The sequence below is a fragment of the Microbispora oryzae genome (assembly GCF_017896165.1).
Taxonomy (GTDB): Bacteria; Actinomycetota; Actinomycetes; order Streptosporangiales; family Streptosporangiaceae; genus Microbispora; species Microbispora oryzae.
The window spans coordinates 206,312-218,995 of record NZ_JAFCNB010000006.1 but is presented as its reverse complement, the minus strand read 5'-3'; the positions used below and the strand labels follow the sequence as shown (position 1 = coordinate 218,995).

12 protein-coding genes and 1 tRNA gene are annotated in these 12,684 nt (G+C 68.2%); 11 read left to right on the top strand and 2 right to left on the bottom strand.

Annotated elements, in window-relative coordinates:
* Positions 1 to 57: 57 nt before the first annotated feature.
* Complete coding sequence (locus JOL79_RS13825) at positions 58 to 1,095, bottom strand: adenosine deaminase (protein ID WP_210156173.1); 1,038 nt, start codon at positions 1,093 to 1,095, stop codon at positions 58 to 60.
* A 192-nt stretch (positions 1,096 to 1,287) separates the two neighbouring features.
* Complete coding sequence (locus JOL79_RS13820; RefSeq protein WP_210156172.1) at positions 1,288 to 2,493, bottom strand: pyridoxal phosphate-dependent aminotransferase; 1,206 nt, start codon at positions 2,491 to 2,493, stop codon at positions 1,288 to 1,290.
* A 232-nt stretch (positions 2,494 to 2,725) separates the two neighbouring features.
* Between JOL79_RS13820 and JOL79_RS13815 the strand changes: the two genes are divergently transcribed.
* From JOL79_RS13815 to rpoB, 11 genes are all read left to right on the top strand, one after another.
* A tRNA-Trp gene (locus JOL79_RS13815) sits at positions 2,726 to 2,798 on the top strand.
* A gap of 75 nt (positions 2,799 to 2,873) precedes the next feature.
* Positions 2,874 to 3,131 (top strand): preprotein translocase subunit SecE, encoded by a 258-nt coding sequence (gene secE, locus JOL79_RS13810; protein WP_210156171.1) that lies wholly within the window; start codon positions 2,874 to 2,876, stop codon positions 3,129 to 3,131.
* 56 nt (positions 3,132 to 3,187) lie between these two features.
* Positions 3,188 to 3,991, top strand: coding sequence for a transcription termination/antitermination protein NusG (nusG, locus tag JOL79_RS13805; RefSeq protein ID WP_307848517.1), 804 nt, complete (start codon positions 3,188 to 3,190; stop codon positions 3,989 to 3,991).
* Between the two features lie 111 nt (positions 3,992 to 4,102).
* Complete coding sequence (gene rplK, locus JOL79_RS13800) at positions 4,103 to 4,534, top strand: 50S ribosomal protein L11 (protein ID WP_139580512.1); 432 nt, start codon at positions 4,103 to 4,105, stop codon at positions 4,532 to 4,534.
* A gap of 100 nt (positions 4,535 to 4,634) precedes the next feature.
* Positions 4,635 to 5,348, top strand: coding sequence for a 50S ribosomal protein L1 (rplA, locus tag JOL79_RS13795; RefSeq protein WP_210156170.1), 714 nt, complete (start codon positions 4,635 to 4,637; stop codon positions 5,346 to 5,348).
* A gap of 170 nt (positions 5,349 to 5,518) precedes the next feature.
* Complete coding sequence (locus JOL79_RS13790) at positions 5,519 to 6,349, top strand: SCO4651 family lipoprotein (protein ID WP_210156169.1); 831 nt, start codon at positions 5,519 to 5,521, stop codon at positions 6,347 to 6,349.
* A gap of 220 nt (positions 6,350 to 6,569) precedes the next feature.
* Entirely contained in the window at positions 6,570 to 7,094 is a 525-nt protein-coding gene (gene rplJ / locus JOL79_RS13785) for a 50S ribosomal protein L10 (RefSeq protein WP_210156168.1), read from the top strand.
* A 75-nt stretch (positions 7,095 to 7,169) separates the two neighbouring features.
* Positions 7,170 to 7,562 (top strand): 50S ribosomal protein L7/L12, encoded by a 393-nt coding sequence (rplL, locus tag JOL79_RS13780; protein ID WP_210156167.1) that lies wholly within the window; start codon positions 7,170 to 7,172, stop codon positions 7,560 to 7,562.
* 183 nt (positions 7,563 to 7,745) lie between these two features.
* The gene (locus tag JOL79_RS13775; protein WP_210156166.1) at positions 7,746 to 8,264 is read left to right on the top strand and encodes an Rv1363c family protein; all 519 of its coding nucleotides are present in this window, start codon (positions 7,746 to 7,748) and stop codon (positions 8,262 to 8,264) included.
* Positions 8,261 to 8,770 carry an Rv1363c family protein gene (locus JOL79_RS13770; protein WP_210156165.1) on the top strand — a complete coding sequence of 170 codons (510 nt, stop codon included), beginning with the start codon at positions 8,261 to 8,263 and terminating at the stop codon, positions 8,768 to 8,770. Before JOL79_RS13775 ends, JOL79_RS13770 begins: the two co-directional genes overlap by 4 nt.
* A 423-nt stretch (positions 8,771 to 9,193) precedes the next feature.
* Positions 9,194 to 12,673 (top strand): DNA-directed RNA polymerase subunit beta, encoded by a 3,480-nt coding sequence (gene rpoB / locus JOL79_RS13765; RefSeq protein ID WP_210156164.1) that lies wholly within the window; start codon positions 9,194 to 9,196, stop codon positions 12,671 to 12,673.
* Positions 12,674 to 12,684: the final 11 nt, after the last annotated feature.

Sequence of the window (12,684 nt, the reverse complement as noted above, 5' to 3'; positions counted from 1 at the left end):
ATAGAGCCCGCTGGAGGGGCGCCGCTGGCAGAGACCCCGACAGAGAGGCCGAAAGGTTCAGCCGGCGGCGGGCTCGTCCGGCGGCGCGGCCAGCCAGGCGTCGATCTCCGCCAGCAGTTCCTTCCGCACGCCGTCGGGGGCGGTCGAGGAGCGGATCGACTGGCGGGCGAGTTCGGCGATCTCCGCGTCGTCGAAGCCGTAGACCTCCCGGGCCAGCTCATACTGCGGCAGCAGCCGGGCCCCGAAGAGCAGCGGGTCGTCGGCGCCGAGCGCGATGGGCACACCCGCGTCGAACAGCCGCCGCAGCGGCACGTCCTCGGGCCGTTCGGCCACACCGAGGCCCACGTTGGACAGCGGGCACACCTCGCAGGTGATCTGCCGGTCGGCGAGCCGTTCCATCAGGTGGGGAGACTCGGCCGCGCGGACGCCGTGCCCGACCCGGTCGGCGCCCAGATCGTCCACGCACTCGGCCACGCTGGCCGCGCCCAGCAGTTCGCCGCCGTGGGGCACGGCGAGCAGCCCGGCCCGCCTGGCGATGCGGAAGGCGTGCTCGAAGTCTCTGGCCCGGCCCCGGCGCTCGTCGTTGGACAGCCCGAAGCCCACCACGCCCCGCCCGGCGTACTGCCCGGCCAGCCGGGCGAGGGTCCGCGCGTCGAGCGGATGACGGGTGCGGTTGGCCGCCACGATCACCGCGATGCCGATGCCCGCCCCGCGCGCCGCGTGCTCGGCCGCGTCCAGCACGAGCTCCAGCGTCTCGGTCAGCCCGCCGAACCGCTGGGCGTACCCGGACGGATCCACCTGGATCTCCAGCCAGCGGGAGCCCTCCGCGGCCTCGTCCTCGGCGGCCTCCCGCAACAGCCGCCGGACGTCCTCGGGTGTCCGTAACACCGACCGGGCGATGTCGTAGAGCCGCTGGAACCGGAACCAGCCCCGCTCGTCGGTCGCCCGCAGCTTCGGCGGCCAGTCCTGTTGGAGCGCGTCGGGCAGGTGGACGCCCCGCTCGCGCGCCAGTTCGACGAGAGTCGCGTGCCGCATGGAGCCGGTGAAGTGCAGGTGGAGATGAGCCTTCGGGAGCATGTGGAGTGGTCGCGGCATCTCCATATCGTGCCGCACTCCGTCTCTCACCGGTCCGCGACCCGCGCACGAGCGCGGCCGCCGGCTCCGGCGGACGGCGCGCGAAGGGCCCGGGCGCGCGGCCCGGGCCCCGATCGAGCGCTCAGCGACCTCAGACGCTCAGACGGCTCAGTGGCCTCGGAAGGCTCAGTGAGCGCAGTGAGCTCGGACGGCTCAGTGGGCCTCGCCCAGGAGCTTGGCCACGCGGCTGACGCCCTCGGCAAGGTCGTCGTCGCCCAGGGCGTAGGAGAGGCGGAAGTAGCCGGGCGTGCCGAACGCCTCACCCGGCACCAGCGCCACCTCGGCCTCCTCCAGGATCAGCTCGGCCAGCTCGGCGGACGTCTGCGGGCGCCGGCCGCGCAGCTCCTTGCCCAGCAGGGCCTTGACCGAGGGGTAGGCGTAGAACGCGCCCAGCGGCTCCGGGCAGACGACTCCGGGGATCTCGTTGAGCATCCGGACCATGGTCTGCCGGCGGCGGTCGAAGGCCTCACGCATCCGCTCGACGGCCGACAGGTCGCCCGACACGGCGGCGAGGGCCGCGGCCTGGGAGACGTTCGCCACGTTGGAGGTCGCGTGGGACTGCAGGTTCGTGGCGGCCTTGACCACGTCGGCCGGGCCGATCAGCCAGCCCACCCGCCAGCCGGTCATGGCGTACGTCTTGGCGACGCCGTTCAGCACGACGACGCGCTCGCGCAGCTCGGGCACGGCCGTCGCGATGCTGGAGAAGCGGGCGTCGCCGTAGACGAGATGCTCGTAGATCTCGTCGGTGACGACCCACAGCCCCTTGTCGAGCGCCCAGCGGCCGATCTCCTCGACCTGCTCGGGGGAGTAGACCGCCCCGGTCGGGTTGGACGGGGAGACGAACAGCAGCGCCTTGGTGCGGTCGGTCAGCTTCGCGTCGAGCTGCTCGACCGAGGCGAGGTAGCCGGTCGTCTCGTCGGTGACCACGTCGACCTGGACGCCGCCCGCGAGCTTGATCGCCTCGGGGTAGGTCGTCCAGTACGGCGCCACGACGAGGACCTCGTCACCGGGGTCGAGCAGGGTCGCGAACGCCTCGTAGACCGCCTGCTTGCCGCCGTTGGTGACGAGCACCTGGGACGCCTGCACCTCGAACCCGCTGTCGCGCCGCGTCTTGTCCGCGATCGCCTGCTTGAGCTCCGGCAGGCCACCGGCGGGCGTGTACTTGTGGAACCTGGGGTTCCGGCACGCCTCGACGGCCGCCTCGACGATGTAGTCGGGCGTCGGGAAGTCGGGCTCGCCGGCGCCGAAGCCGATGACCGGGCGGCCGGCGGCCTTCATCGCCTTGGCCCTGGCGTCCACGGCGAGCGTCGCGGATTCGGAGATCGCGGAAATCCGCGCGGAGATGCGAGGTCGGGTCATGGCTCCATCGTTACAGACTCACCACGCGGATTCCGCTCCATATCCCTGATCCGGACATCCGCGCGCGCTACCTTTGTCCTGCACGACGCGACACCCGGGCTGCGGTTCCACCCGGTACGGCCGCGTGGTTCGACGAAGTGGACGATCCCACGTACACTTCACCGACTAGTGGGCCACGCGAAAGTCGGGCGGGCGCTTCAACGCGTTCGTCAGGTATCGTGGTGCACGGCTTAGGGCACTAGCGCAATTGGTAGCGCACCGGTCTCCAAAACCGGCGGTTGGGGGTTCGAGTCCCTCGTGCCCTGCGGAGTGCGGTCCGCGCAACAATGGCGTGAAAGCGCGCCGCGCATGCGACGGACACAACGGATCAGGTGAGAATTGTGGCGATCGACACCCGCGGCGAGACCGCTGGCAAGCCAGGCAAGCCGACCGGCGAGAAGAAGGCCAGGCGCACCTCTCCTGCTCTCTTCTACCGGCAGGTCGTCGCCGAGCTGCGTAAGGTCATCTGGCCTCGGCGCAACGACCTGATCACATACACCACGATCGTTCTCGGCTTTGTTGTGATCATGGTCGGAGTCGTGGCCGGATTCGACTTCGGCCTCACGAAGCTTGTGCTGGCGGTCTTCGGCGGGTCCTGATCCGGGACGGGACGCCCATCGGGCGTCAGGAAATCGATCGAAGAAGGAAGAGTCCCGTGTCCGAGTCCCCGATGCCGGCCGACGGCTCCCACGACGAGTGGGAGAGCGAGCCGGCTGAGGCCGTTTCAGCAGCCGCCGACACCGAGGCCGTCGAGTCCGAGGCCATCGAATCCGAGGCGGACGGCTTCGGCGGCGACGACGCTGACGCCGGTGACGCCGATTCGATCGAGGCCTCGCCGCAGGTCGACGAGGACGGCGACATCCTGCCGGACGTCGACCCGGTCGAAGAGTTCAAGCGGCAGCTGCGCGGTCAGTTCGGCGAGTGGTACGTCATCCACTCCTACGCCGGCTACGAGAATCGTGTGAAGCAGAACATCGAGAGCCGGACCGGCTCCCTCAACATGGAGGACTTCATCTTCCAGGTCGAGGTCCCGACTCACACGATCACGGAGTTCAAGGGCGGTAAGAAGACGCCCATCAAGGAGCGTGTGCTGCCCGGCTATGTGCTGGTGCGCATGGATCTGACCGACGAGTCCTGGGCCGCCGTGCGCAACACGCCGGGCGTGACCGGTTTCGTCGGCCTGTCGAACAAGCCGAGCCCGCTCAACCTCGACGAGGTCGCCAAGCTGCTCGCGCCGGAGCCGTCCGAGGAGACGAAGAAGGCGACGACCAAGGCGGCGGCCGCCACCGTCGACTTCGAGGTGGGCGAATCGGTCACCGTCATGGACGGTCCCTTCGCCACGCTGCCCGCGACGGTCAGCGAGATCAGCGCCGAGTCGCAGAAGCTGAAGGTGCTCGTCTCCATCTTCGGCAGGGAGACCCCCGTCGAGCTGTCGTTCAACCAGGTCTCGAAGATCTGACAGCCTCGCGTAGACTCGATAGCCGTCCTCATTCGCGTTCGGGAGCCGTCCTGTGGCGGCTCCGTACGCGTGTGAGGGGATGTGTAAGACAAAGGACCCGGAGAAGGACAAATGCCTCCTAAGAAGAAGGTCGCGGCACTGGTGAAGGTCCAGCTTCCCGCTGGACAGGCCACGCCCGCCCCGCCGGTCGGTACCGCCCTCGGTCCGCACGGCGTCAACATCATGGACTTCGTCAAGCAGTACAACGCTGCGACGGAGGCCCAGCGGGGCAACATCATCCCCGTTGAGATCACCATCTTCGAAGACCGCAGCTTCACCTTCATCACGAAGACGCCGCCGGCGCCTGAGCTGATCAAGAAGGCGGCCGGTCTGCAGAAGGGCAGCGCGAACCCGCACAAGGACAAGGTGGGCAAGCTCACCCGCGAGCAGCTGCGCCAGATCGCCGAGACCAAGATGCAGGACCTCAACGCCAACGACGTCGAGGCCGCGGAGAAGATCATCGCCGGCACCGCCCGCTCCATGGGCATCACGATCGCCGACTAGTCCCCTCGCGAGGGCGCGGCAACACGCCCGAAGGCGTGGCAAGAAGCAGAGTGGCAGGGCCGGCGCTGGCCCGGACCACGAACTCCATGAGGAGAACACCGTGAAGCGCAGTAAGAACTGGAAGAACGCGGCGGCGCAGGTCGACAGCGCGAACCTGTACAGCCCGCTCGACGGCGTCCGGCTGGCCAAGCAGACCGCGACCACGAAGTTCGACGCCACCGTCGAGGTCGCCCTGCGGCTGGGCGTCGACCCGCGTAAGGCGGACCAGATGGTCCGCGGCACCGTCAACCTCCCGCACGGCACCGGCAAGACCGCCCGGGTCCTGGTCTTCGCCACCGGCGACCGTGCCGAGGAGGCCCGCGCGGCGGGCGCCGACATCGTCGGCTCCGACGAGCTGATCGAAGAGGTCGCCAAGGGCCGCCTCGACTTCGACGCCGTCGTCGCCACGCCGGACCTGATGGGCAAGGTCGGCCGCCTGGGCCGCGTGCTCGGTCCCCGTGGCCTGATGCCGAACCCCAAGACGGGCACCGTCACCCCCGCCGTCGCCAAGGCCGTCACCGACATCAAGGGCGGCAAGATCGAGTTCCGTGTCGACCGGCACGCGAACCTGCACTTCATCATCGGCAAGTCGTCCTTCGACGAGCGTCAGCTCCTGGAGAACTACTCCGCCGCGCTCGACGAGGTGCTGCGTCTCAAGCCGTCGGCGGCCAAGGGCCGTTACCTGAAGAAGGTCACCTTCACCACGTCCATGGGCCCCGGCATCCCGGTCGACCCGAACGTGACGCGGGGCATGGCCGCCGAGATCGAGGCCTGATCTCCGGCCGTACCGGCCGACATCCACACCGGAAGCCTGCGGGCGCCCGGAGACTGTGATCGTGCAGAGATTGTGCACACCTCATGCGTCTTCAGCCGGGATCGGCGCGTCTCGGACGTTAGGCGCATAGGGTCAAGGGCACGTAAATCGGGGACAAGAAAGGGTGAATGATGCGCCGAATACTGGTGGCCGCGGGGGCTGTGGCCACGCTCACGGTCGCGGGGTGCGGGGCGGCTACGACCGCCACCCTTGACAACGCCAAGCTCTCGGCCTCCGAGGTGCTGCTGCAGACCGCGCAGAAGGCCGACGACGTCACGTCCTACTCCGCGGACGTCGTGGTGAACTTCTCCGGCGCCCAGGAAGGCGCGGGCAGCGTGCAGGGCAGCATGCTCTACCAGAAGACTCCGCAGATCGCGACCGACATCACGCTCAACCAGGTGTCGTTCCGCGGGCAGAACCTGCCGGGCGCCGTCCGCGCGATCGTCCGGGGCGACGTCGCGTACGTCAAGGTGGACGCGCTCAAGAACCTCGTCGGTGCCACCAAGCCGTGGATCAAGCTCGACCTCAGGCAGCTCGGCGACCGGGCCGGCGTGAACGTGGACCAGTACCTCGCCCAGGCCCAGCAGTTCGACCTGAAGAACAGCGTCGCGCTGCTCACCGCGTCCACGGACGCGAAGGCCGTGGGCACCGAGTCGGTGGGCGGCGAGGACACGACGCACTACTCGGGCACCTTCAAGGTGGACCAGGCGGCCAAGCAGCTTCCCCAGGACGCCCAGGCGGAGCTCAAGAGCCGCCTCGCCGAGGCCAAGGACGTCAAGTTCGACGCCTGGATCGACGGGCAGGGACTGCCGCGCAAGGTCGAGCTGAACGGCGGCGTGGCGGACAAGGGCACGTTCACGGCGACGGTCCTGTTCAAGGGGTTCAACGACGCCGTCACGATCTACACGCCGCCGGCCGACCAGGTGGGCGAGATGCCGGGACGCGCTCCCGTGGGAGGGTGATTTGGCTTCCTAGGGATTGACACGTATTCTGTCTCCTGCCGAAGACCGCCGGTCGTCACCGGGTGAGAAGCCCGATGACCGAAGGTTCCGCTCAGCGGACGACCCGCGCAGGTGTGGAGATGCTTGGGACATGTCATGTCTGTCCAAGCCCCGTGCGCCTGCGCTCGGGGCTTGTTCGTTTTCCGGGCCCTTCGCCGGCGGCACATCTGGAAGGAGGCCCATGGCGAAGGCAGACAAGAGCGGTGCTATCGCCGAGCTCAAGAATGAGTTCGAGAGCAGCAGCGCCGCCGTTCTGACCGAGTACCGCGGTCTCACCGTCGCCCAGCTCAAGGAGCTGCGCGTCTCTCTCGGTGGGAATGCGAAGTTCGCCGTGGCGAAGAACACGCTGACCAAGATCGCGGCGAACAACGCCGGGATCGACTCGCTGGACGATCTGTTCCAGGGCCCGACCGCCGTCGCCTTCGTCAAGGGCGACGTCGTCGAGGCGGCCAAGGGTCTGCGTGACTTCGCCAAGGCCAACCCCCTCCTGGTGATCAAGGGTGGCGTCGTCGACGGCAAGTCGATGAGCCCGACCGAGATCACTAAGCTTGCCGACCTTGAGTCCCGTGAGGTGCTCCTCGCGAAGCTGGCCGGTGCGCTGAAGGCCAAGCAGTCCCAGGCTGCCGCCACCTTCGCCGCGCTGCCCACACAGATGGCTCGACTGGCCGAGGCTCTGCGCGCCAAGCGCGAAGAGGCCGGCGAGTAGGTCCGCTCAGCGGGCGGGGGAAGCGCGCACCGCGGTCCCTTTTCACGTTTGTTAGATCCACTGGAGGAACACATCATGGCTAAGCTCAGCACCGACGAGCTGCTCGACAGCTTCAAGGAGATGACCCTCCTCGAGCTCTCCGAGTTCGTGAAGCTCTTCGAGGAGACCTTCGACGTCAAGGCCGCCGCCCCGGCCGCCGTCATGGCCGCCCCCGCGGCCGGTGGCGCCGCTCCGGCGGAGGAGGCCGAGGAGCAGGACGAGTTCGACGTCGTCCTCGAGGCCGCCGGCGACAAGAAGATCCAGGTCATCAAGGAGATCCGGGCCCTGACCAGCCTGGGCCTCAAGGAGGCCAAGGACCTCGTCGACGGCGCTCCCAAGCCCGTCTTCGACGGCAAGGTCAACAAGGAGCAGGCCGAGAAGGCGAAGGCCGCCCTGGAGGGCGCCGGCGCCACCGTCACGGTCAAGTAACACGCTTCATCCCTGAGGGGCGGGTCCATCCAGGTGCCGGATGGTCCGCCCCTTCGGCGTTCCACGGCGGCGTTTCACGGGCGCGTCCACAGAGAGCCCGGACGGCCCCCGCGGCGCGGGCGGGCCGGGTTATGATCCCGGCGACCGGCCCCACGGGACGGGAGGCCGGCGACGGGAGGTGGCATGGCGGACGCGGCGCGGGCTCCCCGGTCCCGTAGCGTGCCGCCGACGGCGCTGCTGACCGCCCTCGTCCTCGTGCTGGCGGGTCTCGCGTACTGGCTGAACGTCCAGCTCGCCGACGAGCGGGCGCTGGCCGCCGACCGCGAGGCGGTGGTGCGGGCGGCGGCCGCCCACGCCGTGGCGCTCCTGTCCGTCAACCACCGCACGGTCGACGACGACCTCAAACGCGCCCTGGCCACCGCGACGGGGCAGGAGCGCGCCGACTACGAGAAGAACGCCCCCGCGCTGCGGGCGACCACTCTGGAGAAGAAGGTCGTGCAGACCGGGGTGCTGCGGGCGTCCGCGCTCGAGTCGCTCTCCGCCGACCGGCGTACGGCGGAGGTGCTGATCGTGGCCGACGCCGAGATCCACTGGGAGGACGGCAAGAAGGCCGCCCCGGAGGAGCGTTTCTACCGGTGGCGCATGAAGGTGACCGAGGCCGGCGGTCTCTGGCTGGTCGCGGCTGCGGAGCGCGTCCCGTGAGGCGACTGCTGGCGCGGGCTGTGTTGGTCTTGGCCGCCCTCGCGCTCGCCGTCGCGAGCTTTTCGACCTACCGCGCGCTGCGGCAGCTCCAGGAGAACGACAGGGCCGCGGAAAGCGCTCTGGCGGCGGCCCGGGCGCTGGTGCCCGATCTCCTGTCGTACGACTACCGGACGGTGGACCGCGACCTCGCCAGGGCTCGGGGACGCACGACGGGCCGGCTGACCGACGACTACACGCGACTGGCCCAGACGATCCCGCCCGACGCGCGGCACCGCCAGACGGTCCGGCAGGCGGTCGTCGCCGCCGCGGGAGTCGAGTCGGCGACGCCCGAGGAGGTCCGGATCCTGGTGTTCGTGAACACGGTCACCAGCCGGGTCGAGCCGGGGTCGGCCACCCCCCGCCAGCAGGTCGCCCAGGGCAGGGTGCGGCTGGTGCTGGTCACGGACGGCGACGGCTGGCGGGCCTCGGACATGTCGACCCTGCTGGGGGACACGCCCGCTCGCTGAGCCGCGAGATTAAATTGTTATTAAAGAGTCCGTTTGGGACAAGCCGTGCTGTGGGTATCCCAAGGCACGGCAGCGTCGACCATTGGTCAGCGTTGGCCCCTTCGCGTGACTGAGCGTTACCGGGGCCGGGTCGCGGGTACGGACTCGGAGACTCCTGGATCATCGGTCACGGGGAGCGGGAAAACCCAGCGTGGTGCCTGTCGCTTAGGCGAAATGTGGGCTCTCGGGCTTGACGTTTCGGCGCGGACGGGTGATGCTGCCAGCAACGTGGAGCGCAGAGCGAGAGCGAACTGGACAGGTGTATGCCCATCGGCTACACTGCCCCTTTGCGCTGCCCTTTGGCGACCGCTTCTCTAAGTGATACTTGGTCCCGGTCGTCTGGCGTGCGTGTAGTCAGTCCGCGAGCCCTCGGAAGGACATCTGTTGGCAGCCTCGCGCAACGCCTCCGCCGTTCCCGCCGGTCCCCGTACCGTGTCGTTCTCACGTATCGAGGAGCCGCTCGAAGTTCCCGACCTTCTCGCCCTGCAGACCGAGTCCTTCGACTGGCTCGTGGGCAACGAGAGATGGAAGGCCAGGGTCGAGGCGGCTCGTCAGGCCGGGCGCAGGGACGTTCCGGCTCAGTCCGGTCTCGAGGAGATCTTCGAAGAGATCAGTCCGATTGAGGACTTCTCCGGGACCATGTCCCTGTCGTTCCGCGATCACCGGTTCGAGCCGCCCAAGCACTCGGTTGACGAGTGCAAAGACAAGGACATGACCTACTCGGCGTCGCTGTTCGTGACGGCTGAGTTCATCAATAACACCACGGGTGAGATCAAGAGCCAGACGGTGTTCATGGGCGACTTCCCGCTCATGACGTCGAAGGGCACGTTCATCATCAACGGGACCGAGCGTGTGGTGGTGTCCCAGCTGGTCCGGTCGCCGGGTGTCTACTTCGATCGTTCGGTCGACAAGACCTCCGACAAGGATCTGTTCGGCTGCCGGGTGATTCCCTCGCGGGGGGCCTGGCTGGAGTTCGAGATCGACAAGCGTGACAGCGTCGGGGTGCGGATCGACCGTAAGCGCAAGCAGCCCGTGACCGTGCTGCTGAAGGCGCTGGGGTGGACGAGCGACCAGATTCTTGAGCGGTTCGGTCAGTATGAGTCGATCCGGGCGACGCTGGAGAAGGATCACACCTCCGGTCAGGATGACGCGCTGCTGGACATCTACCGCAAGCTGCGTCCGGGTGAGCCGCCGACCAAGGAGTCGGCGCAGGCGTTGCTGGAGAATCTGTATTTCAATCCCAAGCGGTATGACCTGGCGAAGGTGGGCCGCTACAAGATCAACAAGAAGCTGGGCGTCGACTCGGAGATCACGCAGGGCACGCTGACCGAGGAAGACGTCGTTGCCACCATCGAATACCTGGTGCGGTTGCACGCGGGTGAGGAGTCGATGGCGGGCGCGGGCGGCCGTGAGGTGGTCGTCGAGACCGACGACATCGACCACTTCGGCAACCGCCGTCTGCGTACGGTGGGCGAGTTGATCCAGAACCAGGTCCGCCTGGGCCTGGCCCGCATGGAGCGTGTCGTCCGCGAGCGGATGACGACCCAGGACGTCGAGGCGATCACGCCGCAGACCCTGATCAACGTGCGTCCCGTCACCGCCTCGATCCGGGAGTTCTTCGGCACGTCCCAGCTGTCGCAGTTCATGGACCAGACCAACCCGCTGGCGGGTCTGACCCACAAGCGCCGACTGTCGGCGCTGGGTCCCGGCGGTCTGTCCCGTGAGCGGGCCGGCTTCGAGGTTCGTGACGTGCACCCGTCCCACTACGGCCGGATGTGCCCGATCGAGACGCCGGAAGGCCCGAACATCGGCCTCATCGGTTCGCTCTCGTCGTTCGGCCGGGTCAACTCCTTCGGCTTCGTCGAGACGCCGTACCGGCGTGTCGTCGACGGCAGGGTCACCGACGAGATCGACTACCTGACCGCGGACGAGGAGGACCGGCACGTCGTGGCGCAGGCCAACACGGTCCTGAACGCCGACGGCGGCTTCGCCGAGACCCGGGTGCTCGCCCGCCGCAAGGGCGGCGAGTTCGAGGCGGTCCATCCGTCCGAGGTCGACTACATGGACGTGTCGCCGCGTCAGATGGTGTCGGTGGCGACCGCGATGATCCCGTTCCTGGAGCACGACGACGCCAACCGGGCGCTGATGGGCTCCAACATGCAGAGGCAGTCGGTGCCGCTGCTGAAGAGCGAGGCGCCGCTGGTGGGCACCGGCATGGAGTACCGTGCCGCGACCGACGCCGGCGACGTGATCAGCGCGGAGAAGGCCGGTGTGGTCGAGGAGGTCTCGGCCGACTACGTCACCGTGATGAACGACGACGGCACCCGCACGACGTATCGGGTGGCGAAGTTCAAGCGGTCCAACCAGGGCACCTGCTTCAACCAGAAGCCGATGGTCGCCGAGGGTGACCGGGTGGAGGTCAACCAGGTCATCGCCGACGGGCCGTGCACCGACAACGGTGAGATGGCGTTGGGCAAGAACCTGCTGGTGGCGTTCATGCCGTGGGAGGGTCACAACTACGAGGACGCGATCATCCTGTCCCAGCGGCTGGTGCAGGACGACGTGCTGTCGTCGATCCACATCGAGGAGCACGAGGTCGACGCCCGCGACACCAAGCTGGGCCCGGAGGAGATCACCCGCGACATCCCCAACGTCTCCGAGGAGGTGCTGGCCGACCTCGACGAGCGGGGCATCATCCGCATCGGTGCCGAGGTCGTGACCGGCGACATCCTGGTCGGCAAGGTCACGCCGAAGGGTGAGACGGAGCTGACGCCGGAGGAGCGGCTGCTGCGGGCGATCTTCGGGGAGAAGGCCCGTGAGGTGCGTGACACCTCGCTGAAGGTGCCGCACGGTGAGTCGGGCAAGGTCATCGGCGTCCGCGTGTTCTCTCGTGAGGAGGGCGACGAGCTTCCTCCGGGGGTCAACGAGCTGGTCCGCGTCTACGTGGCGCAGAAGCGCAAGATCACCGATGGGGACAAGCTCGCGGGCCGGCACGGCAACAAGGGCGTCATCTCCAAGATCCTGCCGGTCGAGGACATGCCGTTCCTGGAGGACGGCACCCCGGTCGACATCGTGCTCAACCCGCTGGGCGTGCCCGGCCGGATGAACGTCGGCCAGGTGCTGGAGACCCACCTGGGATGGATCGCCGCCCGAGGGTGGGACGTCAGCGGCGTGGAGGAGGCGTGGGCCGAGCGGCTGCGCGACAAGGGCCTGGGTGAGGTCAAGCCGTTCACCAAGGTCGCCACGCCGGTGTTCGACGGCGCCCACGAGGAGGAGATCGTCGGCCTGTTGAGCAACACGCTGGTCAACCGGGACGGCGAGCGGATGGTCGGCGAGAACGGCAAGGCGCGTCTGTTCGACGGCCGCTCCGGCGAGCCGTTCCCGCACCCGATCTCGGTCGGTTACATCTACATCCTGAAGCTGCTCCACCTGGTGGACGACAAGATCCACGCCCGGTCGACGGGCCCGTACTCCATGATCACCCAGCAGCCGCTGGGTGGTAAGGCGCAGTTCGGCGGGCAGCGGTTCGGCGAGATGGAGGTGTGGGCGCTGGAGGCGTACGGCGCCGCCTACGCCCTGCAGGAACTGCTGACCATCAAGTCCGACGACGTCCTGGGCCGGGTGAAGGTCTACGAGGCCATCGTCAAGGGTGAGAACATCCCCGAGGCGGGCATTCCCGAGTCCTTCAAGGTCCTTATCAAGGAGATGCAGTCGCTCTGCCTCAACGTCGAGGTGCTCTCCAGCGACGGCATGTCCATCGAGATGCGTGACACCGACGAGGACGTCTTCCGCGCGGCGGAAGAGCTCGGCATCGATCTGTCCCGGCGTCCCCACGAGGGCGCGATGACCGTCGACGAGGTCTGATCAAAAAGGGG